Raw genomic sequence first — 23,939 nt, forward strand, 5'->3', positions numbered from 1 at the left:
TAGCTCCCGGTCTAACTCGCTAGATATAGCTTTCGCTAACTTTCCTTCAAGATTTTGTCATGAATTTGACGCAAGCCTGGGCTGGCGGATTCATGCCAATCTAGGCATCCCCAGCCCGCTTCGGAACCGTGGTGCCATAGTTGGCGATGGGCTCCGCCCGGCCTACACGGCCTTTTCAAGCAGGGTCACGCGGGCCGCGCCGGCCAGCATCTCTCCATCTGCCCGGTCGAACCGCAGATAGGCGATGGCGTCGTCACCCGCGCGGGTATGCAGCGTGCCGATCGTCTTTCCATCCACCGTGATCGGTGTTTCGGGATCGGCCGCGCCCTCGACCCGCACCCGCGCAAGGCCCTTTCGCAACTCCGTCTTGTGCTTCATCCGCGCGGTGACCTCTTGCCCGACATAGCAGCCCTTGCGGAAATCGACGCCTGCCAGACGCTCGAACCCGGCCTCGAGAAGGTAGGTCTCTGGTCCCAGTTCGATCCCGGTTTCGGGCACGATATGCGCCACGCGCAACGCCGCCCATTCCGAGCCGTCGTCGCCGCCCTCTTCGCCGTAGAGCCGCCATCCCATGGCGGGGTGGCGCGGGTCGGCAAGCGCTCCGTCGGGCGGCGGCTCGCCGGTGCCGCGGAACACCTGGACCGGCGCCTCGGTGATCGTGACATCTGCGCGCAGCTTGTACATCGACAGACGCTGAAACAGGGTGGCTGCCACGGGCGTGGCCACGTCGATGAGGTAGTCGTCCTCGCGACCGATTAGAAAGAAGTCGGCGATCAGCTTGCCCTGCGGTGTCAGGATCGCGGCATAGGCGATGCCCGCGTCGGCGCGGGCCATGTCGTTCGAGACAAGCCCCTGCAGGAATTCGCGCCGGTCGGAACCGGCGACGGACAGGATGGTGCGGTCGGTCATGATCCCTCCTTCGGACGTCCTTCCTCATTTAGGGTGCCATCGCGAAATTGCATCGCATGAAGCGTGGCATATGTGCCGCCGCGGGCCATAAGGTCGTCATGCGTGCCCTGTTCGACGACGCGGCCGGCCTCCATCACGACGATCCGGTCCGCGGCCCGCACGGTCGAGAGCCGATGCGCGATCACGAGCGTGGTGCGACCCCGGCTCAACCGGTCGAGCGCACCTTGGACGACGGCCTCTGCATGGGAATCAAGCGCGCTCGTCGCCTCGTCCAGCAAAAGGACCGGCGCGTTGCGCAGCAGGGCGCGCGCGATGGCGATCCGCTGCCGTTGCCCGCCCGACAGGGCCGATCCGCGCGGCCCGGCCGGGCTGTCGAGCCCCTGGGGCATGGCGGACAGAAAGTCCGCCACATGCGCCCCGGTCAGCACCTCGTCCAATTCTTCCTGAGAGACACCGGCCCGGTTCAGGACGATGTTGTCCCTGAGCGTTTCATCGAAAAGCGCCGTGTCCTGACTGACGACGGAGAACAGCTCCCGCAGATCATCCAGCGCCATGGCGGTCACCGGCACGCCGTCCAGCGTGATCCGTCCCGACTGTGGATCGACGAGGCGTGTCAGCAGGTGAAAGACGGTGCTTTTCCCCGCACCTGAGGGGCCGACGATTGCCGTCGTCTGGCCCGCCGGTGCCACGAGGTCCAGCCCGCGCAGGACTTCCGTGTCGCCATAGGACAGGTGAACGCCCTCGATGCGGATCTCGGGCGCGCCCTCGGGTGCGGCGACAGGATTGGCGGGCGATTTCAGCGTGGGCTCCGTGTCGAGGATCGCCTTGATCCGCTCGATCGAGGCCGCCGCCGCCTGCCAAAGCCCGGTGAGGTTGCCAAGACGGCGCAGCGGCTCGAACGCGAGGCTGATCGCGGTGAAGAACGCCATGAATTCGCCCAGCGTCTTTTCGCCTTCGATAATCTGGGTGCCGCCATAGATCAGCACGCCCAGAAACCCGAGACCGGTCATCACGTCGATCAGCGCGGGGATGCCGGCCTGCCCGGCGGCGGCGCGGGTCTCGGCTGCGATGCGATCCTGGGCGAGGCGGTCGAACCGGTCGGCCTGATGGCGCTCCAGCCGGTTGAGTTTGACCGCGGCCATGCCGTGGAACACCTCGTCCAGCCGGGTCGACATGCGGCCCGCGATCTCGCGGCTTTGTCGCGCGCGGGCGCGGACGAAGCGCTGCACCATCAGGGCCGGCGAGATCAGGAGAGGCACGCCGATCAGGGCCACGAGCGTCCATCGCCAGTCGACGGTCAGTGCCACGGTGAAAAGGGCTACGACGGAAACGGCGTCCCGACCCAGACCCGTCAGGATATTGGACCAGACCTTGCCCAAGGCCGCCACATCGCCCTGAACCCGTTCGATCAGTGCCCCGGGCGGGTTGGCCTGATGGAATGCGCCGTCAAGCCGCATCAGGTGGCGTAACATGTCCGCCCGCAGGTCGGCAGATGAGACTTCTGCCACGCGGGCCAGAAGGATCCGTTGTCCCATCGACGTGACCGCGCGCAGGAGGAAGACACCCATCACCACCGCCCCAACGGTCCAGAGCGCGTCGCGCGCACCTTCTACGAAGACGCGGTCGAACATCGGCTCCATCATCGAGGCGAAGACACCGAGGGAGGCGCCCTCGATCGCCATGAACAGCAGCGCCAGCGCCAGGGGCCGCCAATGCCGCGCCAGGTAGCCACGCCAGAGCCAGCGGGCCAGTCGGGGCGCGCGCGCCTGTGTCATCCGCGGCGGTCCGCGGCCCAGCTGCGGGAGATGTCGTCGACGGAATATTCCGTTTCGATCCAGTCGCGGATGGAGATCGGACCATCGGCCTGGCGCGCTTCGAACCGGTCGAGGATATGATCGAGGATACCCGTCGCACTGTGCTTGATATGCAGATAGCGGAAGGACAGCATCCCCCGTGCCTCTTCGACCGAGGCGTCCTCCTGGTCCAGCAGATAGAGCGCCGAGGCAAGGCCTGCCCGGTCAGCCCCCGATTTGCAATGCATCAGGAAAGGACGCGGGACTGTGCGGAACAGGTCGAGCAGCTTGACAAGCTCGTCTCTCGAGATGGGTTTGCGGGCATTCGCGCGGATCGTGAACATCGTGATGTCAAGGGCGTCGCAGGAGGCGCGCTCCATGCGCTGATGGATCGCGTTGCCGCTGCCCCGAAGCGTGATCACGTTCTCGATCCCCATGGCACGATAGGCCGCGAGGCGGCCGTGGGTCGGCTGGTTGGACCGGAAGACGCCCGGCGCGATCTCGTGGAAATTATGCCAGCGATAGCGCAGGACGGCGTGATCCACGAACAGGTAACGCATCCGCTCTTTCAGCGTGAATTCGGTGATCTGGGGGTCGGTTTTTTCCATCTTCGTGAGGGTCTAGTCGCAAATCCACCCGGGTGGCAAGAAAGCCGTGAGGTCGCGATTGACGCCGGGGGCGAACTGGCTAACGTCCGGGCGTTCTTTCCGCGCATATCCCCGGAGTCGCAGATGCTAGCCAATGGTCGTTCCTACCTTGCCATTCCAGGGCCGTCGGTCATGCCCGACGCCGTGTTGCAGGCGATGCATCGCTCCGCGCCCAACATCTATACCGGCGCATTGCATGACCTGACCCACAGCCTGATCCCCGACCTCAAGAAAGTGGCGCGGACCGAGGGCGAGGTGGCGATCTATATCGGTAACGGCCACGCCGCATGGGAGGCCGCGCTGGCCAATGTCCTGTCGCGGGGGGACAGGATCCTCGTTCTAGTCACCGGACGATTCGGCCATGGATGGGCAAGGATGGCGGCAGGGCTGGGCGTCGGCTGCGAGGTGGTGGATTTCGGTGAACGTTCAGATATCGACCTCGCCCGCGTCGAAGAGGCCCTGCGCGCCGATAGCGGTCATACCTACAAGGCGGTTCTGGTGACCCATGTCGATACCTCGACCGGGGTTCGCAACGACGTGGCGGGCGTGCGTGCGGTTCTGGATGCCACGGGGCATCCCGGCCTGTTGATGGTGGATTGCATCGCCTCGTTCGCCTGTGACCGGTTCGAGATGGACGCCTGGGGCGCCGATGTCGCCGTTGCCGCAAGTCAGAAGGGCCTGATGACGCCGCCGGGGCTGGGGTTCGTCTATTTCAACGACCGGGCCAACGCGGCGCGCGACCATGCCGATCTGGCGACGGAATACTGGGATTGGCGGCCGCGCATCCGGCCGGAGATTTATTCCGAATATTTCGACGGCACCGCGCCCACGCATCACCTTTACGGGCTGCGGACGGCGCTCGACATGATCCTCGCCGAGGGGATGGAGGCCGTCTGGGCCCGGCACGAGGCGCTGGCCCAATGCCTGTGGGAGGCGTCGGAGATCTGGGCGTCCGACGGGCCGCTGGAGCTGAACATCGCGGATCGGTCCAAGCGGTCTCATGCGATCACGTCCTTTGCCATGGAGGAAGGGCAGGCCGATCGCCTGCGGGATTGGTGCGAACACAAGACCGGCGTGACGCTGGGCATCGGTGTCGGTCGGCAGCCGGCCAGCGCGTTCTTTCGCGTGGGCCATATGGGGCATGTCAACGCGCATATGATGCTGGGTGTCATCGCGGTGATCGATGCCGGGCTGAAGGCGCTGGATATCGCGCATGGTGCCAATGCCGTGGAGGCCGCGACGCGCCATGTGGCGCGGGTCGTCGGGGCCTAGTCTGCGATCCGGTTTCCGATCAGGCGGATCACCCGGTCGATCACATATCCCGTGATCATCGCCCAGAGGAACCCCACGACATAGGCGATCACGCAGAACGCCATGAACAGGACAACGCCGAAACTGACCAGAAAGGCGTCGGTGTAGTTCTCGACCGGTTTGGGCGGTGGTCTGGTGCTCATGGCAGGCTCCGGCTTCACTCTGCTCGGTATACTTTAAGGCGGATTTCCTGCGCGTCGATCAAACTTTTCGCGCATCGGCCAGCGCGCCGGGCAATTCCTCGGCAAAGGCATCAAGATCGGCGGGACGGCCTGCGCTGATCCGGATGCAGCGATCCTGCGGGGCCACGAACGGCATCCGCACGAAGATGCCCCGCGCCATCAAACCATCGAGGACCTTTCGTGCGAATGCCCCGTCGGACCCGCAATCGATCGCCACGAAATTCGTGGCCGACGGGATCGGTGTCAGGCCGTTCTGGGTGGCAATCGCTGCGATCCTGTCGCGTGCCGCGGCTACTTCGCTGCGAATATGGCCCAACCACTCCTGATCCTGAAGGGCGGCAAGGGCGGCGGCCTGACTGATCCGCGACATACCGAAGTGATTGCGGATGCGGTGAAAGGCGGAAATCACGCCCGCCTCGCCGATGACATAGCCGACCCGCGCACCCGCGAGGCCATGCGCCTTGGAGAAGGTGCGGAACCGCAGGACCCTTGGGTCGTCGACGGGCAGGGCCGGGCAGGCGCTGTCGGGCGCCAGTTCGATATAGGCCTCGTCGAGCAGCAGCAGCGCACCGTCCGGCACGGCATGCACAGCGTCGCGGATTGTGCCAGCGTCATGCCATGTGCCCATCGGGTTGTCGGGGTTCGTCAGGTAGACCAGCTTTGCCCCGGTCTCCCGGGCGCGTGCCATCAGACGCTCCGGGTCTTCGTGATCGGCGGTGTAGGGGACGGCCTCGATCCGGCCACCGAACCCGGCCACGTGATAGTTGAACGTCGGATAGGCGCCGGTCGACGTGACTGCCACATCGCCGGGTCCGATGAACAGCCGCACCGTCAGACCGAGAAGCCCGTCGATCCCTTCGCCCACGAGGATGTTTTCCGGTGCACATCCATGATGGCGGGCCAGCGCGGCGCGCAGATCGTGGGATTCGCTGTCGCCGTATTTCCAGGCCTCTGGCGCGGCCGCCTCGATCGCGGCGATGGCCTTGGGCGAGGGGCCGAACAGGCTTTCGTTGGCGCCAAGCCGGGCGCGAAAGGGTCTGCCGCGCGCGCGTTCATGCGCCTCGGGTCCGACAAAAGGAACAGACGCCGGTAGCGAGCGGACAAGCGGGGTAAGTCGGGGATCGTTTTCCATGGGTGGACTGTCTCTTTTCTGTGGCGGAACGGCAAGCGTCCGGTCGCAAGAGCCGATCGGGGATTGCCGGTTCCGCGATGGCGAGGCAGAAGTTTTCCCGGGAAGACGGGAGGACGGTTCGCTGGAAATTTCGAATGTTCGGCCGGCGGGCCTGGTCCTGCCGTCCCTTGCCCTGTGTGGCGCGTTGATCTGCGGCCCGGTGTCCGCGCAAGACAGGTCCTTCGTGGCCGAAGGCACCGATACGGTGATCGGGCTTGGCGCACGGCATCTGGCGATGGGGGGCACCGGAACGGCCACAGCCGACGATCCCTACGCGCTCTATTACAATCCCGCTCGGCTTGCCCTTATCGGACGTCCAATGTTGACTTTCGGGCGCCAGGTCGATGCGGAATTGCAGAATTTCAGCTTTGCGGGCTTTGCCATCCCGCTGTCGTTCGCCCGGGATCTCGGTTGGCGTGCCACGGTGGGCGCGGGCCGGTATCCGCGTGTTCATGCGCGCTCCACGGGTGCGTTCGACGAGGATGATCCCGAGAGCATCTTTCTGCGCATCCTGCTGCCCGGCATTTCCGGCACCTATGACGGCGACATCGATTCCAAGACGCTGGTCTACAAGTTCGCCGCCGGGTTCAGCCCGATCGCCCATGACCGGTTGAGTTTCGGCATAAGCATGGACTGGATCGATTGTCGCACCAACAGCTGCGGCGTTCATGCGGGGTCTGACGGCGTCGAAGAGGCGACCGTCCATGCCCGCGCCCTGAGTTTCGGGGCCGGCATCGATTACCGGCTGACGGATCGTCTGACACTGGCCGCCTCGGTCACGGATATCGACACGACGCTCAAGGTCGATGCGGTGGCCACGGACGAGTCTGGCACGACCGAAAAGGATTTCGAGGCAAAGGTCCCGATGCGCCTGAATTTCGAGGCCGCATGGCAGGCGCGCGACACCCTTTTGCTGGCGGCGGGCTACCAGCTTTACACCGGCGAATACGGGAAAGAGCCGCTGGATGTGCGGACCGTGCATCTGGGCGCCGAATGGCAACTGACCGAGGCCTGGGCGCCGCGCTTCGGAATGGTCGTTCCGCTGGAATTCAGCAATGGCGGCGGCGACACGATTGAGATGCCGTTTCCTTTCGCCCCGACACTTGGCCTTGGGTGGGAGAGCGGCGGATTATCCGCCGATCTCGCCGTTTTTGCCCACCCCATCATGACGTTCCACGAAAACGCCCCCGTAATTTCGGCCGAGGTGAGCGTCAGTTACAGGTTCTGACCCGGGCGATCAGCCGATCTCGGCAAGCCGGGCCAGACCGTCGCGCAACTTGGCCTCTTCTTCCTTGCGGGCCGCGAGGTTGCCGCGCGCCTCTTCGACCACCTCGTCCGGGGCGGAGGCCACGAAATTGGGGTTGTTCAGCCGCCCCTCGAGCCCGCCGATTTCCTTCATCAGCTTGTCGATGGCCTTGGTCAGGCGGGCCTTTTCGGCCTCGACGTCGATGATGTCGGCCAGGGGCAGGCAGAAGGTCGCGCCCGGCACCGGAACGGTGATCGCCCCCTTCGGCGCGACATCCGTTGCCTTGATGGAGTCGATCCGGGCCAGCTTGCGGATCAGGCTGTCGTTGTTCTCGAGCGCCATTTCCGCCGCCGCATCGCTGTCGAGTTTCAGAACGGGGATCTGAAGGCCGGCCGGCACGTTCATCTGCGACCGCGCCGAACGGACACCCTCGATCAGTGCGATCGTCCAGCCCATTTCGGCATCCGAGGCACCGTCGGCCAGGTCGGAGGCGGTATAGGTCGGCCAGGCCGCATGAACGAGCATGCCGTCACGCGTGTGCGACAGCTGCCACAGCTCTTCGGTGATGAAGGGCATGATCGGGTGCAGCATGATCAGGCATTGATCGAGGACCCAACCCATCACCTCGCGGGTTTCGATCTGTTCAACCTCGCTGCCGTCCAGGAGCAGTGGCTTGGACAATTCGACATACCAGTCGCAGACCTTGCCCCAGACAAAGGTATAGAGCGCGTTGGCCGCGTCGTTGAACCGGTAGGCGGCAAGGGCTGCATCCACCTCTTCGCGGACGCGGGCGGTCTCGCCGATGATCCAGCGGTTTACGGTGCGGGTGGCGGTGACGTCTGCGGCAGAGTTGATCGTCAGGCGGCGCGCTTCGAAGACGCCGTTCATCTCGGCGAAGCGGCAGGCATTCCAAAGCTTGGTGCCGAAATTGCGGTAACCAGTTATCTTGTCCTTCGACAATTTCAGAACGCCGCCAAGGGCTGCCATCTGCGCATTGGTGAAGCGCAGGGCATCGGCGCCGAATTCGTCAACGATCTCAAGCGGGTCGATGACGTTGCCCGTCGTCTTCGACATCTTCTTGCCCTTCTCGTCGCGGACAAGCTGATGGAGATAGACGGTATGGAACGGCACCTCGCCGCGCACGGCGATCTGCATCATCATCATCCGGGCGACCCAGAAGAACAGAATGTCAAAGCCCGTCACGAGAACGTCGGTCGGGTGATACTTGTTCAGCTCGGGCGTTTCCTCGGGCCAGCCCAGCGTCCCGATGGGCCAGAGCCCCGACGAGAACCAGGTGTCGAGCACGTCGGCATCGCGCCAGATCGGATAGACCAGGTGGGTGGGGTCGCCACTTGTCGTGTAATCGGCGAGCGATCCGGCCATGACGTGCAGCGCCTCGGCCCGGTCGGCCACTTCGACGATGCGCGCGGCCGAGATCGGGACGGGCGTGTCTTCGAGTTCCTTGCGGAAGGCGGCGGTCACGGCATCCGCGTCGGCGGCACAATGCTTGACCAGCCCCAGATGAACCATGCCGTCCGTGAGAAGGCGGCCCATCTCGACCATGTCGAGATCGCCATCGCCCTCGTCATCGACGAAATCGGGCGCCGACAGGTCGAAACCGTACCAGACGGGGATCTGGTGGCCCCACCACAGCTGACGCGAGATGCACCACGGCTCGATATTCTCAAGCCAGTGATAATAGGTCTTCTCGCCGCTTTCGGGCATGATCGTGACCTCGCCCTTGCGCACGGCATCAAGCGCCGGGCCCACGATCTTGGCGGTGTCGACGAACCACTGATCGGTCAGCATCGGCTCAATCACCACTTTCGAGCGGTCGCCGAAGGGCTGCATGATCGGCTTGTCCTCGACCGTGATCATCAGGCCCTCGGCGTCGATGTCGGCCACGACCCGCTCACGCGCCTCGAACCGGTCGAGGCCGCGATATTCATCGGGCACAAGGTTGATCGCGTCGATCTCTTCCTCGTCGAAGGGCGCCCCTTTGGCAAAGGCCTGCGCGCGGGCGGCCTCTTCGGCGTAGGGGGCGCCGTCATCGCGCATCTGCCCTCGGGTATCCATCAACCGGTAGCAGGGGATCTTGCCACGACGCGCCACGGCATAGTCGTTGAAATCATGTGCGCCCGTGATCTTGACCGCGCCCGAGCCGAAATCGGGATCGGGGTAATCGTCATGGATGATCGGGATCAGGCGGCGGTGCTCTTTCGGGCCGACGGGGATCTCGCACATCATGCCGACGATGGGGGCGTAGCGTTCGTCCTTGGGATTTACGGCCACCGCACCGTCGCCAAGCATCGTCTCGGGCCGGGTGGTGGCGATCGAGATATAATCCCGCTCCTCGCGGAAAGTGACATTCCCGTCCTCGTCCTTTTCGAGGTATTCGTAGGTCGCACCACCGGCCAGCGGATATTTGAAGTGCCACATATGGCCCGCGATTTCGATGTTTTCGACCTCGAGATCCGAGATCGCGGTTTCGAAATGCGGGTCCCAATTGACCAGCCGCTTGCCGCGGTAGATCAGGCCCTTGTCGTACATGTCGACAAAGACCTTGATCACGGCATCGTGGAAATTGGCGCTGTTCTCGTGGCCCGTGCGCCGGTCGCCGGGAGCGCCGGCCATGGTGAATGCGTTGCGATCCCAGTCGCACGAACAGCCAAGCCGTTTCAGCTGTTCGACGATGGTGCCGCCGAATTCGCCCTTCCATTCCCAGACCTTCTCGAGGAATTCCTCGCGTGTCAGGTCGGTGCGGCGCTTGCCTTCTTCGGCCATCAGCTTCTTTTCGACCTGAAGCTGGGTCGCGATGCCGGCGTGATCCTGCCCGGGCTGCCAGAGCGTGTCGAAGCCCCGCATCCGGTGCCAGCGGACAAGGATGTCCTGAAGCGTGTTGTTGAAGGCATGGCCCACATGCAGCGCGCCCGTGACGTTGGGCGGCGGGATCATGACGGTGAAGGTTTCATCGCGCGAGGCGTTGGCGCCAGCGCGAAACGCACCGGCCTCGACCCAGTCGCGATAGATCCGGGCCTCAGACTCTTGGGGCTGGAACGTCTTTTCCATCGGCATGGGGCTGGCTCCTGTTGCAATCGGGCGCCTTGCATCTAGCGTGCCGGCGATCGAAGTGAAAGGGGGATGGCCCTTTTGGCGCGCGGATGCTGGACAGTGGCGGCAGGACCGCTAGGGTCTGATCCGGCAAAACCGAGGGAGCATCAGGGATCGTCATGGAAAAGTTTGGTCGCAGTCAGCCTGTCAAACGTGTCGAGGATATCCGGTTCCTGACCGGTAAGGGCCGCTACATCGCCGACGAGACCCCTGAAGGCGCGCTGGCGGGATTTGTCGTGCGCTCGCCGATGGCGCATGGGCGCATCGTCTCCCTTGATGTGTCGGCGGCAGAAGCGGCCGATGGCGTGCACCTCGTGCTGACCGCCGACCGCCTGATCGAGGCAGGTGTGCGGATCGGCATGTCGGGCGCGCGGGTGACGAATATCGACGGAACCAAGGGCGCACGTCCCGAACGCCCGATCCTGGCCCGTGGCAAGGTACGCTACGTGGGCGAGGCGATCGCCTTCATCGTGGCTGACACGCTGCTGCAGGCCAAGGACGCGGCCGAACTCGTCGAGATCGAGATCGAGGATGAACCCGCCCATGTGCGGGTCGAGGTTGGCGGGCCGGAGTTGCATGAGGGCGTTCCCGACAACAGGGCCTTCCACTATGGGCTGGGCGACAAGGGCGCGACCGACGCCGCCCTTGCGTCTGCGGCCAAGGTGGTCACGGTCGAGGTTCCCGACCAGCGGATCATCGTCAATTCCATGGAGCCGCGCGGCGTCACGGCCCATACCGGCGACGGCCGGTTGCATGTCGCGGTGAACGGGCAGGGCGTCTGGGGGCCGCGCGACGATCTGGCCAAGCATTTCGGCATCGACAAGAGCGAGGTCCATGTCACAACTCCCGATGTGGGCGGCGGATTTGGGATGAAGGGCTTCACCTATCCCGAATTGTTCCTTGTGGCGCAATCGGCCCGGGTTCTGGACAAGCCCGTCCATTGGATGTCGGAACGCACCGAGGCGATGCTGAGCGACAATGGCGGACGCGATCTGACGACCACGGCGACCATCGGGTTCGATGCGAACAACCGCATCGTGGCCTACAAGCTGTCGTCCATCGCCAACATGGGCGCTTACAATTCGGGCTTTGCCCAGAACATCCAGACCGAGCTTTTCTCCAAGGTGATGCCCGGCACCTACGATATCCAGACCGCGTGGATGGAATGCGTGGGCGTCTATACCAACACCGCACCCGTCGATGCCTATCGCGGGGCAGGGCGGCCCGAGGCGATTTTCGTGCTGGAACGCACGATCGAATTCGCCGCCCGCACGCTGGGCATCGATCCATGGGAACTGCGCCGGATCAACTTCATCCGGCCGGACCAGTTTCCCTATACCTCTGTGACGGGCATGACGTATGACGTGGGCGAATTCGACAAGGTCCTGACCCGCGCCGAGGCCGAGGCGGACAAGGCCGGCTTTGCCGCGCGGCGTGCGGCGTCGCGGCAGGCGGGCAAGCTGCGCGGCATGGGGCTGTGCTATTACATCGAGTCGATCCTCGGCGACAAACAAGAGACGACGACCGTCGTCTTTGCCGAGGATGGCACGGTCGAGATCCATGTGGGGACGCAGTCGAACGGTCAGGGCCACGAGACGGTCTTTACCCAGTTCCTTGCCGATCAGACGGGCATCCCGGCCGATCGTATTCGCCTTGTTCAGGGCGATACGGATGTGATCGCCAAGGGCGGTGGCACCGGCGGGTCGCGCTCGGTCACGGTGCAGAACACCGCGACACTGGCCACGGTCGAGACGATGGTCGAGGCGTTCGGCGCCTATCTTGCGGAAAAAGAGGGGGCCAAGGCCGAGGACATCACCTTCGATGACGAGACGTTCCGTATCCCCGGCTCTAACCTCACGCCCACGATGCTGGAAGTGGCCGACATGGCCCGCGAAGATGGCCGGACGGACCTCTTGCGCCATACCAGGACGATCGAACTCGAGAACCGGTCCTTCCCGAACGGCGCCCACGTGGCCGAGGTCGAGATCGATCCCGAAACAGGCGTGACCCGGGTCGACCGCTATACCGTCGTTGACGATTTCGGCAACCTGATCAACCCGATGCTGGCCGAAGGCCAGGTCCATGGCGGGGTGGCGCAGGGGCTGGGGCAGGCCCTGACCGAACGCGCGGTGTTCGACGAGGACGGTCAGCTGCTCACGGCAACGTTCATGGACTACGCGATGCCGCGGGCCGACGATATGCCCATGATCTCGTTCACGTCGGAACCCACGCCCTCGCTCTATAATCCCATGGGGATGAAGGGTTGCGGCGAGGCCGGGACCGTCGGTGCTTTGGCGGCGGTCGTCAACGCCATTCAGGATGCGGTCTGGGAGTTCGGGATCACCGAACTGGAAATGCCGTTCACGCCGCATCGCGTCTGGTCGATGCTGCAAGAGAGGATGCGTGAAGCTTCGTGACTGGATCCTCCGCCTCGCGAGGCGGAGCCCGCGGCGCAAGGATGCCCGGCTCCGCCACAGGGGGGCTGCGACCCATGTCATCATCCTCGACGGAACCATGTCATCGCTTCGGCGTGGCCGAGAGACGAATGCCGGCAAGACGTTCAAGCTGTTGCGCGAGGTCGGGCTGACCGCCAACCTGACGGTCTATTACGAGGCGGGCATCCAGTGGCCCGACTGGTCATCGACGCTTGACGTGATGATGGGCCGGGGCATCAACCGGCAGATCGAACGCGCCTATGGCGTTCTGGCCTCGCGGTGGCGAGACGGCGACCGGATCATCCTCGTGGGCTATTCGAGGGGCGCCTATGCCGTGAGGTCCCTGGCCGGGCTGATCGGCCGCGTCGGGCTCGTGCGTCATAACGATGCCAATGTGCGCAACATCCGGCAGGCCTATCGCCATTACCGGATCGGGGCCGACACCCGGACCATCGCCGATTTCAGGTCGGCCTTCTGCCATCACGACGTGCAGATCGAGGCGGTGTGCGTCTGGGATACGGTCAAGGCGCTGGGCCTTCGGCTGCCGATCCTGTGGCGCTGGACCGAAGCGCGACACAGCTTTCACGATCATGCGCTGGGACCGCAGGTCAGAAACGGGTTCCATGCCCTCGCGCTTGATGAAACACGCGAGGTCTTTGCCCCCATCCTCTGGAGGACCGATTCCGCTCGGCCCGGACGGATCGAGCAGGTCTGGTTCAAGGGTACCCATGGCGACGTGGGCGGCCAGATCAACGACATGCTGGAGGCGCGTCCGTTGGCCAATATCCCGCTTGTCTGGATGCTTGAACGGCTTGTCATGAGTGGCGTGCCGCTGCCCGATGGATGGCAGGCGAGGTTTCCCTGCGATCCGTCGGCCCCCTCGATCGGGACGTGGCGCGGATGGGGAAAGATCTTCGTGATCCGGGAGCGCCGGATCTGCGGCACAGACCCCTCAGAGCGTTTGCACCCGACGGTCGATCGCGAGGTTCCCGGCCTTTCGGCCCGGAGCCAGGCGTTGAACGCGCCCTCCGGCCAGGAGCCGGAAGGCAAGGTCGATCAGGCGACTTCCTGAAGCGAGGCCTTTGGCATGATCCCGAGGGCGTGGCACACGTCGCGGGTCAGTTCGGGCCGGTTGAGCGTGTAGAAGTGCAGATGCTCGACCCCGCCCTGCAGAAGCTCGTCGCAGAGCTCGGTTGCGACGGCGGTCGCCAGAAGCTCGGTCGTGCCGTCGCGGGTCGCGTTCTCGAACGCGTCATTGATCACGGCGGGGATCGAGGTTCCGCAGGACTGGGCAAAACGCTTGGCGCCCGACCAGTTCTCGATCGGGAGGATGCCGGGGATGATCGGCGCGTCGATGCCGGCCTTCACGCAGGCGTCGCGGAACCGGAAGAAGGTCTCTGCCTCGAAGAAGAACTGCGTGATCGCCGAATGGGCGCCCGCGTCGATCTTGCGCTTGAGGTGGTCGATATCGGCCTGATTGTCCGCGGCATCGGGGTGCTTTTCGGGATAGGCGCCGACGCGAAGACGGAACTTGTTCATCGCTGACAGCGCCTCGATCAGCTCGACCGAGCCGGAAAAGCCATTTTCGGCAGGCGTGAATTTGCCCTGACCCTTGGGCGGGTCGCCCCGCAGGGCGACGATCTCGCTTACGCGGGCCTCGGCATAGGCTTCGGCGATTTCCATCGTCTCGGCCTTGGTCGCGTCGACGCATGTCAGGTGCGCCGCGACACGCAGGCCGGAGGTTTTGTGGATGGTGGCGACGGCCTCGTGGGTGAGCGTCCGGGTCGTGCCACCCGCGCCGTAGGTGACGGACACGAATTCAGGCGCCAGCGGCGCGAGGGTCTGAACGCAATCCCAAAGGCGGAAGGATCCTTCGAGCGACTTGGGCGGGAAGAATTCGAAGCTGACGGAGGGTACGGACATGGGAATGCTCTCTGATCTGGACACCACCTTGTCTCACGCCGCGCTATCTGAGACAAATTCATAACTTTCACTACAAACATGAAGCCGGCTCACATACATCATGCCCATGCATATCGAATTTCGCCATCTGCGCACGATCAAGGCCATTCATGATACCGGCGGGCTGGCCCGCGCGGCCGAGCAGCTGAACATCACCCAAAGCGCGCTGAGCCACCAGATCAAGGGCATCGAGGATCAGGCGGGGGTTGAGTTGTTCGTGCGCCGCTCGAAACCCCTCAAACTGTCGTCGGCGGGGCGCAAGTTATTGGACGCGGCCGAGAAAATACTGCCCCAGATCGCGGAACTCGAGGCGGAATTCTCGGGCCTTGTCAGCGGAAGATCGGGCCGGTTGCACATCGCGATCGAATGCCACGCATGTTTCGAATGGTTGTTTCCCGTGCTGGAACGGTTCCGTCAGGCCTGGCCCGATGTGGATGTGGACATCCGGCCCGGCCTCGCCTTCGATGCGCTGCCGGCCCTCAAGCGCGAGGATGTGGATCTCGTGATCTCGTCCGATCCCGAGGACCTTCCCGAAACAGATTTCACGCCGCTGTTCGATTACGAACCGGTCTTCGTAGCCTCGAGCCAGCATCCCCTTGCGCAGAAGGACGTCATCGAGGCCGAGGATTTCCGGGGCCAGACGCTGATCACCTATCCAGTCGAACGGTCGCGGCTGGACATCTTTTCGCAATTGCTGACACCCGCCAAGGTCGAACCCGAGGCCGTGCGCAAGGTCGAGCTGACGGCAGTGATCCTGCTTCTGGTGGCATCGAACCGTGGCGTGGCGGTCCTGCCCGACTGGGTTGTCCGGCAGGAGCGCTACAAGTCCGACTATGTCGCGCGCCCGCTCGTTAAGGATCGCGAACGGATCGTCCGCCGGCTTTATGCCGCGACCCGGGCCGAGGATACGCAAAGGCCCTTCATGGCGCATCTTGTCCGGCTTGCCCGGCAAGAGGCCGTCAAGCTGCAACAGGGCCGTTAGCGCCCGCCCCTTGCCGGGGCGCGGGCGAGGGCCTATACGCCGCGTCTCAGAACCCAAGGACGAAAGGCGGACCCATGGTCGGCAGCGCGAACCTCAATGTCATGATCCGCACGGCCCGCAAGGCGGGGCGCGCGCTTGTGAAGGATTTCGGCGAGGTCGAGAACCTTCAGGTCTCTGCCAAGGGCCCGGCAGATTTCGTGAGCCGTGCCGATCGTCAGGCCGAAGAGATGATCCGCGCCGACCTCATGGAAGCGCGGCCCACCTACGGGTTCCTCGGCGAAGAGAGCAAGGAAATCGAAGGGGACGATCCGACGCGGCGCTGGATCGTCGATCCGCTGGACGGAACGACGAACTTCCTGCACGGCCTGCCGCATTGGGCGGTGTCGATCGCGCTGGAACACAAGGGCCAGATCGTGGCCGGCGTGATCCATGACCCGGTCAAGGCCGAGACCTTCTTTGCCGAGAAGGGCGAGGGCGCGTGGCTGAACGAAAGCCGCCTGCGCGTTTCGGGTCGCACGCGGATGAACGAATCCATCTTTGCCACCGGCGTGCCTTTTGCGGGCAAGCGGACCCTTCCCGCCACGCTGCAGGATCTTGCGCGTCTAATGCCGGAATCCGCCGGCGTGCGGCGGTACGGTGCCGCGGCGCTTGACCTCGCCTATGTGGCGGCTGGCCGATACGAAGGCTATTGGGAACGCGAACTGCATCCGTGGGACATCGCGGCTGGCATCGTGATCGTGCGCGAGGCCGGCGGCATGATCGGCCCGATCCGCGACGGGCACGATCCGCTGCGCGACGGTGACATCATTGCCGCGAATGGCGAGATTTTCGAAAAGTTCGCCCGCATCATCCGTCATCGGGACGGCTAGCTCCTTCGGTCCAACCCGCCTGTTTCCAGAGCGTGAGCGCCTCCCTCACAAGGGTCTGGAGCGGATCAGACGCCCGTGGTAGCGTTCCATCCGGAGTTGTGTTGGTAGGAGGAAATATGCTGAAACCTTTACGAGTGATCGCGGCTTCGGCGATCGCGATGACGCTGGCCGCGACAACGGCCAACGCCGCGACTTGCGGAAATGACGCGAGCGGGTTCAATCGCTGGAAACAGGAATTCGCAGCCGAGGCCGCGGCCGCAGGTGTCGGGCAAGCGGGGCTGCAGGCTCTGGCGGGTGCGACCTATGCAACGCGCACGATCGCGGCGGATCGCAACCAGAGGGGTGTGCGTTATTCGCTGGACGAGTTCATCCGGATCAGGCTGGGGTCGCTCGATGGGTTTTCGGCGCAGGTGCGCAACCGCATCAACAGCAACCCCGCCTTCTACCAGTCGCTGGAAAATGCCTACGGCGTGCCGGCGGGTATTCTCGTGGCGATCCACGGCATGGAGACGGGCTTCGGCAACTTCATGGGCAATGAAAACGTCGTGAGTTCGATCCTAACGGTGGCCTATGACTGCCGCCGGTCGGATTTCTTCACCCCCCATGCGCTGGCCGCGTTGCAGATGGTCGATCGCGGCATGCTGTCGCCAAGCCAGAACGGTGCCGCCCATGGCGAGCTGGGTCACACGCAGTTTCTGCCCGGCAATGCGCTGCGCTATGGCGTGGATGCCAATGGCGATGGCCGGATCGATCTTTACAGCCTGGCCGATTCGATGGCCTCGACGGCGAATTTCCTCCGTCAGAAGGGCTGGCAGCCCGGGCAACCCTTCAACGAGGGCACCCGGAATTTCCAGGTCCTGAACGAATGGAACGCCGCGACCGTCTATCAGCAGGCGATCGCGCTGGTGGCCGAACGGGTCTAACGACCGGTCGGTCTATCATTCCCTGAGATATCTCAGAAGCAACGGATCATGGGCGGAGCCATAGGCTCCGGCCATGCGCCCAAGGCTGCCCTCGAGGATTTTCGGCGGCCTGACCCCGCGCGTATCCACGTTCGGCATTTGCGCCTCGACCTTGTCGCGCAGCCGTTTTCGGATCTCCGGGGGGAAGCTGCCATCGACGACCATCTGGGGCAGGTCGAGCACGGCCGTCACCGCGACGATGGCCGTCGCGAGGCCAAAGGTCGTCCGATCCAGCCAATCTTCGAGCACCGGGCCCATCTGCGACCAATCGTCGGGTTCGGTCCAGAGACGCGAGGGATCGCCGCCCGCGTTCCGGATGTCCCGTTCGAGCGTGTGAATGGAAGCATGTTCAATTAGCTGATGCCCGGGCTTGGCCGGGTCCGAGACCGGGATCGATCCGAAGGCTCCGGCATTTCCGTTCGTCCCCCGCACCAGCCGCCCGTCGATCACGACACCCCCCCCGACAAAGGCACCCACGTAGAAATAGCCGAAATCCCGCAGGTCGGGACGCATCCCGAAATGCAATTCGCCAAAGGCCGCCATGCTGATGTCGTTGCCAACCAGGATGGGAATGTCGTCCTGCAGCCCGAGGTCCAGATCACGGGTGAAGTCGAAATCCCGCCACCCATCCATCTGGGCTTGTTCTGCGCCCACGAGATCGAGCCAGTTCCAAAGTTCGAAGGGTTTTGCGATGCCCAGCCCAGCGATCCGGCTTGTCGCATTCGGCGCCGGCAATTCCCGAAGACCGCGGGTCAAGAACTCGCGGATCACGTCCGGCGTGGGCACGGGATAGACCTGTGTCAGATGTCCGAGCAGGGCACCGGACAGATCGATCTGAAGAAAGTCCGCGCTGCGCCGCCCGATGCGCAACCCGTAGGACACGACACTATCGGGGGCGATGATCAGGGGGGTCGTGGGTTTGCCGACCCGGCCTTTGACGGGCGCGCCGCGCATCACGAGCCCTTCGGATTCGAGCGCTCTCGTGATGACAGACGAGGTCTGGGCCGACAGGTTCGTGGCGCGCGCGATCTCGGCACTGCCGATAGGGCCACTGTCGCGGATCAGGGACAGGACCAGCCGTTCGTTGTGGTCGCGCACACCAACGGGCCGCGCCCCTTCGGACGCACTGACCGTATCACGCGGATAAGCGCCGCGAAGCTGCATCTTGTCCTCCCATCCCCAACTTAGGGAGGGTCGCCTTAATAAATCAAGTTGATTTATTTATTGACGGAGACTCTCGAATCAAACATTCTTGGGGAATTCCCGGAGGGGAATGAACGAACGCCCGCAAGGGCAAGGGAGGACTACATGAAAAAGCTACTTGCCAGCTCCGCGCTGGCCTTTGCCGCTATGTCCGGCACCGCAATGGCCGACGCCCACGGCGTCAGCGCTTGCCTTATCACCAAGACCGACACCAACCCCTTCTTCGTCAAGATGCGCGAAGGCGCCGAGGCCAAGGCGGAAGAACTGGGCATTTCGCTCAACTCCTATGCCGGCACGGTTGACGGCGACCACGAAAGCCAGGTTGCGGCGATCGAAACCTGCATCGCCAATGGCGCCTCGGGTATCCTGATCACCGCCTCCGACACTGCGGCCATCGTCGAGCCGGTGCAGCAGGCACGCGATGCGGGCCTTCTGGTGATCGCACTCGACACACCGCTGGAGCCGATCGACGCGGCTGACGCGACCTTTGCCACCGACAATTTCCTTGCCGGCGAACTCATCGGTCGTTGGGCTGCCGCCGCCATGGGCGACGCTGCCGCAGATGCCAAGATCGCGATGCTCGACCTTGCGATCAGCCAGCCGACCGTGGGCGTGCTCCGCGATCAGGGCTTCCTGACCGGGTTCGGCATCGATGTCGTCGATCCCAACATGTGGGGCGACGAAACCGATGAACGCATCATCTGCAACGAGGTGACCGCGGGCAACGAAGAGGGTGGACGCACCGCGATGGAGACCTGCCTTGCCGCAGATCCCGACATCAACGTCGTCTACACGATCAACGAGCCCGCCGCCGCAGGCGCCTACGAGGCTCTGGTCGCCGTGGGTCGTCAGGATGATGTCCTGATCGTGTCCGTTGACGGTGGCTGCCCGGGTGTGGCCGATGTCGCCGATGGCGTGATCGGTGCCACTTCCCAGCAGTATCCGCTGCTGATGGCATCCCTCGGCATCGAGGCGATCGCGGCCTATGCCGCCGATGGCACGCTGCCCGAGAATACCCCCGGCAAGGAATTCTTCGACACCGGCGTCGCGCTTGTCACCGGCGAGCCGGTTGACGGGGTCGACTCGATCTCTGTTGAAGAAGGCACCGAGCTCTGCTGGGGCTGATGCGAAAACGCAAATCCGAAGCGTAGTCTTTATCAATGCGAGGGGCGGACTTTGATCCGCCCTTCGTCTACAATGTCGGGTGATTTCCGACGGACGGAGACAAACATGGCCGAAACTCCTGACAACTACGAATCCGGTTTGAAGGACGCATCGCAAAACGTCGCGTCGTTCGACTCGGCCGATACCTCGGTCGTCACGCGAATTCAGGGGGCGCTGCACAAGACACCCTCGCTGGTGCCGCTGATCGTTCTGGTCTGTGCCATCATGATCTTTACCGGTTGGCTTGGGCCCCGCTTCCTGCCGCAGATGACGCTGGTCTTTCAGCAGATCCAGATCGTCGGCATTCTCGCCTTGGCCCAGACCCTCGTCATCCTGACTGCCGGGATCGATCTGTCGGTCGGCGCGATCGCGGTGTTCTGCTCCGTGATCATGGGGCAATTCACGTTCCGATACGGGCTGCCGCCCGCCGTTGCCGTCGCCTGCGGGCTGGCGGCAGGCGCCGCCATCGGCGCCGTGTCGGGCTGGCTGGTGACGCGGGTCAGGATCCCGCCGTTCATCGCGACGCTGGGCGTCTGGCAGATCGTTCTGGCCGCCAACTACATCTATTCCAAGAACGAGACGATCCGCGCCCGCGACATCCGCGAAGAGGCCCCGATGCTACAATGGTTGGGGCTCAAGCCGAACGAACAGTTCGTGACATGGTTCGAGACGCTGCGCGGGATCACCTATGAGCGCATCCGACCCAATGACACGGACCAGTTCCTGCTGGACCTGATCTGGCAGACCAAGATCACCTACGGCGTGCTCGTCATGATCGGTCTCACGATTGTGCTGGCCTATGTTCTGCGCTCGACTGCATGGGGCCGCCATGTCTATGCCGTGGGCGACGATCCCGAGGCCGCCGAGCTTGCCGGGGTCAACGTCAAGCGGACGCTGATGTCGGTCTATATGCTTGCAGGCTTGATCGCCGCGATCGCGGGCTGGTCGATGATCGGACGATTTGCCTCGGTCTCTCCCTCCGCGTCGACGGGGCTCGAGGGAAATATCGAATCCATCACCGCGGTCGTGATCGGGGGCATCTCCCTGTTCGGGGGACGGGGCTCGATCTGGGGCGCCTTCTTCGGCGCCGTGATCGTCGGCGTGTTCATGCTCGGCCTCGGCATGGCGGGGGTCAACCCGCAATGGACCTTCATGCTGATCGGCACGCTGATTATCGTTGCCGTGGCCATCGACCAGTGGATCAGAAAGGTGACGACATGAGCGATCCCATTCTCAAGGCCGTCAATCTCACCAAGCGGTATGGCAAGGTCGTGGCCCTCGACCACTGCGACTTCGAGCTGTATCCCGGCGAGATCCTCGGTGTTATCGGCGACAACGGCGCTGGCAAATCGACCCTGATCAAGGCGCTGTCGGGGGCGGTCGTCCCCGATGGAGGCGAGGTCTGGCTCGAGGGGCAGAAGGTCAGTTTCGGCTCTCCGAATGATGCCCGCCACGCGGGGATCGAGACCGTCTACCAGACGCTGGCCGTCAGCCCGGCTCTGTCGATCACCGACAACCTGTTCATGGGCCGCGAACTGCGCCAGCCGGGGATCATGGGCAAGGTCTTCCGCCGGCTCGACAAGGCCCGGATGGAGGAATTCGCCCGGCAGAAGCTGAACGATCTGGGCCTGATGACGATCCAGAACATCAATCAGCCGGTCGAGACGCTTTCGGGTGGCCAGCGGCAGGGCGTCGCGGTGGCGCGTGCAGCGGCCTTCGGCTCCAAGGTCATCATCCTCGACGAGCCGACAGCCGCGCTGGGCGTAAAGGAAAGCCGCCGGGTGCTGGAGCTGATCAAGGACGTGCGCGCACGCGGCATTCCGATCATCCTGATCAGCCACAACATGCCCCATGTCTTCGAAGTCTGCGACCGGGTGCATGTGCACCGCCTTGGCAAGCGGCTCTGCGTGATCGACCCCAAGACGCATTCGATGTCGGATGCCGTGGCCTATATGACCGGCGCCAAGGAGCCCGATCAGCATCTCGAAGACGCATGAGCCTATGCGGCGCGCCGGGGTCAGACCTGGCGCGCGGCAATCCTGCGGGTCATGTCGATCATCCGCGCCGAAAACCCCCATTCATTGTCATACCAGCCCATGATCCTGACCTGATCCGCGCCGCTGCGCATCGTCTCGGGCAGGGCGAGGACAACCGATTCCGGCCGTCCGCGCAGATCGGTCGACACGCAGGGATCGTCGATCAGGCCGACAAGCCGCGACCCGGAGAATGTCGCGCGCAGCAGATCGTTGAAATCCCCCTCGGGGCGCGTCTTAAGCCGGATCGTCGCGTCGATGGTCGAGACGCTGATCGCAGGCACCCGGATCGCCGCCACACTGATCCGGCCGGCAAGCCCGGGCAGAACCTTGATCACCTGGCTCGCGGCGCTGGTCGTTGTCGGCACCATCGACACGGCCGCGGCACGGCTTCGTTCATAGCTGGCCGCCGGCGCGTCTACGGTGGGCTGGCTGCCGGTATAGCAATGCACCGTGGTCACATGCGCGGCCTCGATCCCGAGTGCCGCGTCGATCGCGGCCATCAGGGGGCCGATCGCGTTCGTTGTGCAGGATGCGTTCGAGATGATCCGAGCCCCGCCCAGATCGGCCTCGTTGGCGCCCAGAACGATGGTCTGGTCCGCGGCCTCTGACGGTCCGGACACCAGAACCGCGCCCGCGCCCGCAAGGACACCGGCCTCGGCGCGGGGTCTTGTGTGGGCAGTGCCCGTGCACTCTAGAACCACGTCGACACCCGCCAGATCACGGCCCGAGATGTCGGCGCTTTGCCAGAACGGGATCCGACGCCCGGCGACCAGCAGATGACCGTCGTCCGCCTCGACCGTGCCGGGCCACGGGCCAAAGACGCTGTCATAGCGAAACAGGTATGCGCACATGTCGAGAGGGGCGATATCGTTGATCGCGGCAATCTCGATATCCGTGTGTGCCGGATCGCGGAGCAGCTGTCGCAGCACGGTCCGGCCGATGCGGCCGAAGCCATTGATCATGATGCGGGGCATCGGGGTGTCTTCGCTTTCAGAAATCGACCTCGATCGCGAGGCCCTGTTCGATCGCAACCTCGACCAGAGTGGCGGCAACTGCAAGGTCCTGCAAACCGACGCCGGTCCCGTCAAAGAGCGTCACCTCGTCCTTCCCTGTCCGCCCCGGTGTGCTGCCATTGATCACCGCGCCAAGCGGCGTGATGGCCTCAGCCGAGAGCGTGCCTGCCGCGACCGCATGTTGTGCCTCGCCCAGTGTCACGGATTGGGCAACCTCGTCGGTAAAGACCCGCGCCGTCGCCAGCAGGTCGGCCCCGACCTCCTGTTTGCCGATTGTATCGGTGCCCATGCAGGCGAGATGCGTCCCGGGCGCGACGTGATCCGAAAGCAGGACCGGCGCGAAACAGGAAGTGATCGTGATGATCACATCCGCATCGCGCATCCCCTCAATGGACACCGCTTCGAAGGGCAGACCGGCCTCGGCCGCGATTGCAGCCAGCCGGTCGAGTTTGCCCGCGTCGCGGTTCCAGCCGATGACCCTGTCGAAGGGCCGTTGCTCGAGCGCGGCGCGAAGCTGGAACGCCGATTGATGGCCTGCGCCGACGATCCCGAGCGTCCGCGCATCCGTACGCGCGAGGTGGCGGATCGATACCGCAGAGGCCGCAGCCGTGCGCAGCGCCGTCAGAAGATTGCCGCCCACCATGGCCCGCACCCGTCCGCTGTCGGGATCGAACAGGAAGACGGTCGATTGATGGTTGATCAGCCCGCGCCGCGCGTGATTGTGCGGCCAATATCCCCCGGCCTTGAGCCCGAGCGCGCCCCCCGCGGCATCGAACCCGCCCTTGAAGCCGTAAAGCGCGTCTTCATGGCCAAGCGCCTCGCGGATCACGGGGAAGTTGCGGGCCGCACCCTGCGCCATCGCGGCAAAGACCTGTTCCACTGCATCAAAGGCAGCCTGTCGGGTCAGAAGCGACCCGATTTCACGTTCCGGCACGATCCACAT

At 64.2% G+C, this 23,939-nt stretch carries 20 protein-coding genes; 10 read left to right on the top strand and 10 right to left on the bottom strand.

Annotated features, from left to right (window positions below; translation table 11 throughout):
• Positions 1-162: 162 nt before the first annotated feature.
• The 3 genes from ygfZ to EP376_RS13935 are packed head-to-tail and all read right to left on the bottom strand — an operon-like array spanning position 163 to position 3,310.
• The gene (gene ygfZ, locus EP376_RS13925; protein WP_127656200.1) at positions 163-909 is read right to left on the bottom strand and encodes a CAF17-like 4Fe-4S cluster assembly/insertion protein YgfZ; all 747 of its coding nucleotides are present in this window, start codon (positions 907-909) and stop codon (positions 163-165) included.
• Complete coding sequence (locus EP376_RS13930; protein ID WP_127656201.1) at positions 906-2,684, bottom strand: ABC transporter ATP-binding protein; 1,779 nt, start codon at positions 2,682-2,684, stop codon at positions 906-908. Before EP376_RS13930 ends, ygfZ begins: the two co-directional genes overlap by 4 nt.
• The gene (locus EP376_RS13935; protein WP_127656202.1) at positions 2,681-3,310 is read right to left on the bottom strand and encodes a tyrosine-protein phosphatase; all 630 of its coding nucleotides are present in this window, start codon (positions 3,308-3,310) and stop codon (positions 2,681-2,683) included. Before EP376_RS13935 ends, EP376_RS13930 begins: the two co-directional genes overlap by 4 nt.
• A 123-nt stretch (positions 3,311-3,433) precedes the next feature.
• Between EP376_RS13935 and EP376_RS13940 the strand changes: the two genes are divergently transcribed.
• Entirely contained in the window at positions 3,434-4,621 is a 1,188-nt protein-coding gene (locus tag EP376_RS13940; protein WP_127656203.1) for a pyridoxal-phosphate-dependent aminotransferase family protein, read from the top strand.
• Here the strand turns inward: EP376_RS13940 and EP376_RS13945 are convergent.
• Positions 4,618-4,803 carry a hypothetical protein gene (locus EP376_RS13945; protein WP_127656204.1) on the bottom strand — a complete coding sequence of 62 codons (186 nt, stop codon included), beginning with the start codon at positions 4,801-4,803 and terminating at the stop codon, positions 4,618-4,620. The genes EP376_RS13940 and EP376_RS13945 overlap by 4 nt on opposite strands.
• A gap of 58 nt (positions 4,804-4,861) precedes the next feature.
• The gene (locus EP376_RS13950; protein WP_127656205.1) at positions 4,862-5,974 is read right to left on the bottom strand and encodes a pyridoxal phosphate-dependent aminotransferase; all 1,113 of its coding nucleotides are present in this window, start codon (positions 5,972-5,974) and stop codon (positions 4,862-4,864) included.
• Here EP376_RS13950 and EP376_RS13955 point away from each other — a divergent pair.
• A complete protein-coding gene (locus EP376_RS13955) occupies positions 5,973-7,241 on the top strand; it encodes an OmpP1/FadL family transporter (protein ID WP_127656206.1) in 1,269 nt (422 codons plus the stop codon). The two genes, EP376_RS13950 and EP376_RS13955, sit on opposite strands and share 2 nt — an antisense overlap.
• 9 nt (positions 7,242-7,250) lie before the next feature.
• Here EP376_RS13955 and EP376_RS13960 read toward each other — a convergent pair whose 3' ends face one another.
• Positions 7,251-10,334, bottom strand: coding sequence for a valine--tRNA ligase (locus EP376_RS13960; RefSeq protein ID WP_127656207.1), 3,084 nt, complete (start codon positions 10,332-10,334; stop codon positions 7,251-7,253).
• A 155-nt stretch (positions 10,335-10,489) separates the two neighbouring features.
• Here EP376_RS13960 and EP376_RS13965 point away from each other — a divergent pair, with 155 nt between their 5' ends.
• Together EP376_RS13965 and EP376_RS13970 are read left to right on the top strand one after the other, a co-directional pair.
• On the top strand, positions 10,490-12,787 hold the full coding sequence (locus tag EP376_RS13965) for a xanthine dehydrogenase family protein molybdopterin-binding subunit (RefSeq protein ID WP_127656208.1): 2,298 nt from the start codon (positions 10,490-10,492) through the stop codon (positions 12,785-12,787).
• Positions 12,774-13,877, top strand: a complete 1,104-nt coding sequence (locus tag EP376_RS13970) for a DUF2235 domain-containing protein (protein ID WP_240652466.1) — start codon at positions 12,774-12,776, stop codon at positions 13,875-13,877. Before EP376_RS13965 ends, EP376_RS13970 begins: the two co-directional genes overlap by 14 nt.
• On the opposite strand, the gene metF is transcribed toward EP376_RS13970, so the two are convergent.
• Complete coding sequence (metF, locus tag EP376_RS13975; protein WP_127656210.1) at positions 13,862-14,728, bottom strand: methylenetetrahydrofolate reductase [NAD(P)H]; 867 nt, start codon at positions 14,726-14,728, stop codon at positions 13,862-13,864. The two genes, EP376_RS13970 and metF, sit on opposite strands and share 16 nt — an antisense overlap.
• 106 nt (positions 14,729-14,834) lie before the next feature.
• Between metF and EP376_RS13980 the strand changes: the two genes are divergently transcribed.
• The 3 genes from EP376_RS13980 (at position 14,835) to EP376_RS13990 (ending at position 17,541) form a co-directional block, all read left to right on the top strand.
• Positions 14,835-15,749: a LysR family transcriptional regulator gene (locus tag EP376_RS13980; RefSeq protein ID WP_127656262.1), complete on the top strand. Its 915-nt coding sequence runs from the start codon at positions 14,835-14,837 to the stop codon at positions 15,747-15,749.
• 74 nt (positions 15,750-15,823) lie between these two features.
• On the top strand, positions 15,824-16,618 hold the full coding sequence (locus tag EP376_RS13985) for an inositol monophosphatase family protein (RefSeq protein WP_127656211.1): 795 nt from the start codon (positions 15,824-15,826) through the stop codon (positions 16,616-16,618).
• A 116-nt stretch (positions 16,619-16,734) separates the two neighbouring features.
• Entirely contained in the window at positions 16,735-17,541 is an 807-nt protein-coding gene (locus tag EP376_RS13990) for a lytic murein transglycosylase (RefSeq protein WP_127656212.1), read from the top strand.
• Between the two features lie 15 nt (positions 17,542-17,556).
• Here EP376_RS13990 and EP376_RS13995 read toward each other — a convergent pair whose 3' ends face one another.
• A complete protein-coding gene (locus EP376_RS13995; protein WP_127656213.1) occupies positions 17,557-18,744 on the bottom strand; it encodes an ROK family transcriptional regulator in 1,188 nt (395 codons plus the stop codon).
• Positions 18,745-18,888: 144 nt separating this feature from the next.
• Here EP376_RS13995 and EP376_RS14000 point away from each other — a divergent pair, with 144 nt between their 5' ends.
• The 3 genes from EP376_RS14000 to EP376_RS14010 all read left to right on the top strand — a co-directional run bounded on the left by EP376_RS14000 (position 18,889) and on the right by EP376_RS14010 (position 21,944).
• A complete protein-coding gene (locus EP376_RS14000) occupies positions 18,889-19,908 on the top strand; it encodes a sugar ABC transporter substrate-binding protein (RefSeq protein ID WP_127656214.1) in 1,020 nt (339 codons plus the stop codon).
• A 105-nt stretch (positions 19,909-20,013) separates the two neighbouring features.
• Complete coding sequence (locus EP376_RS14005) at positions 20,014-21,168, top strand: ABC transporter permease (protein WP_127656215.1); 1,155 nt, start codon at positions 20,014-20,016, stop codon at positions 21,166-21,168.
• Positions 21,165-21,944, top strand: coding sequence for an ATP-binding cassette domain-containing protein (locus EP376_RS14010; protein ID WP_127656216.1), 780 nt, complete (start codon positions 21,165-21,167; stop codon positions 21,942-21,944). Before EP376_RS14005 ends, EP376_RS14010 begins: the two co-directional genes overlap by 4 nt.
• Positions 21,945-21,964: 20 nt before the next feature.
• Here EP376_RS14010 and EP376_RS14015 read toward each other — a convergent pair whose 3' ends face one another.
• Together EP376_RS14015 and bhcD are read right to left on the bottom strand one after the other, a co-directional pair.
• Entirely contained in the window at positions 21,965-22,957 is a 993-nt protein-coding gene (locus tag EP376_RS14015) for a type I glyceraldehyde-3-phosphate dehydrogenase (RefSeq protein ID WP_127656217.1), read from the bottom strand.
• 16 nt (positions 22,958-22,973) lie between these two features.
• On the bottom strand, positions 22,974-23,939 hold the full coding sequence (gene bhcD / locus EP376_RS14020) for an iminosuccinate reductase BhcD (RefSeq protein WP_127656218.1): 966 nt from the start codon (positions 23,937-23,939) through the stop codon (positions 22,974-22,976).

The sequence above is a fragment of the Alexandriicola marinus genome (genome assembly GCF_004000435.1).
Lineage (GTDB): Bacteria > Pseudomonadota > Alphaproteobacteria > Rhodobacterales > Rhodobacteraceae > Alexandriicola > Alexandriicola marinus.

Excerpts from the sequence above, each read along its gene's own strand:
- bhcD (WP_127656218.1), bottom strand. The coding sequence starts at position 23,939 with ATGTGGATCGTGCCGGAACGTGAAATCGGGTCGCTTCTGACCCGACAG.
- metF (WP_127656210.1), bottom strand. The coding sequence starts at position 14,728 with ATGTCCGTACCCTCCGTCAGCTTCGAATTCTTCCCGCCCAAGTCGCTC.
- EP376_RS14015 (WP_127656217.1), bottom strand. The coding sequence starts at position 22,957 with ATGCCCCGCATCATGATCAATGGCTTCGGCCGCATCGGCCGGACCGTG.
- EP376_RS13990 (WP_127656212.1), top strand. The coding sequence starts at position 16,735 with ATGCTGAAACCTTTACGAGTGATCGCGGCTTCGGCGATCGCGATGACG.
- EP376_RS14005 (WP_127656215.1), top strand. The coding sequence starts at position 20,014 with ATGGCCGAAACTCCTGACAACTACGAATCCGGTTTGAAGGACGCATCG.
- EP376_RS13955 (WP_127656206.1), top strand. The coding sequence starts at position 5,973 with ATGGGTGGACTGTCTCTTTTCTGTGGCGGAACGGCAAGCGTCCGGTCG.
- ygfZ (WP_127656200.1), bottom strand. The coding sequence starts at position 909 with ATGACCGACCGCACCATCCTGTCCGTCGCCGGTTCCGACCGGCGCGAA.
- EP376_RS13935 (WP_127656202.1), bottom strand. The coding sequence starts at position 3,310 with ATGGAAAAAACCGACCCCCAGATCACCGAATTCACGCTGAAAGAGCGG.
- EP376_RS13960 (WP_127656207.1), bottom strand. The coding sequence starts at position 10,334 with ATGCCGATGGAAAAGACGTTCCAGCCCCAAGAGTCTGAGGCCCGGATC.
- EP376_RS13930 (WP_127656201.1), bottom strand. The coding sequence starts at position 2,684 with ATGACACAGGCGCGCGCGCCCCGACTGGCCCGCTGGCTCTGGCGTGGC.
- EP376_RS14000 (WP_127656214.1), top strand. The coding sequence starts at position 18,889 with ATGAAAAAGCTACTTGCCAGCTCCGCGCTGGCCTTTGCCGCTATGTCC.
- EP376_RS13985 (WP_127656211.1), top strand. The coding sequence starts at position 15,824 with ATGGTCGGCAGCGCGAACCTCAATGTCATGATCCGCACGGCCCGCAAG.
- EP376_RS13945 (WP_127656204.1), bottom strand. The coding sequence starts at position 4,803 with ATGAGCACCAGACCACCGCCCAAACCGGTCGAGAACTACACCGACGCC.
- EP376_RS13995 (WP_127656213.1), bottom strand. The coding sequence starts at position 18,744 with ATGCAGCTTCGCGGCGCTTATCCGCGTGATACGGTCAGTGCGTCCGAA.
- EP376_RS13950 (WP_127656205.1), bottom strand. The coding sequence starts at position 5,974 with ATGGAAAACGATCCCCGACTTACCCCGCTTGTCCGCTCGCTACCGGCG.
- EP376_RS13940 (WP_127656203.1), top strand. The coding sequence starts at position 3,434 with ATGCTAGCCAATGGTCGTTCCTACCTTGCCATTCCAGGGCCGTCGGTC.
- EP376_RS14010 (WP_127656216.1), top strand. The coding sequence starts at position 21,165 with ATGAGCGATCCCATTCTCAAGGCCGTCAATCTCACCAAGCGGTATGGC.
- EP376_RS13980 (WP_127656262.1), top strand. The coding sequence starts at position 14,835 with ATGCATATCGAATTTCGCCATCTGCGCACGATCAAGGCCATTCATGAT.
- EP376_RS13965 (WP_127656208.1), top strand. The coding sequence starts at position 10,490 with ATGGAAAAGTTTGGTCGCAGTCAGCCTGTCAAACGTGTCGAGGATATC.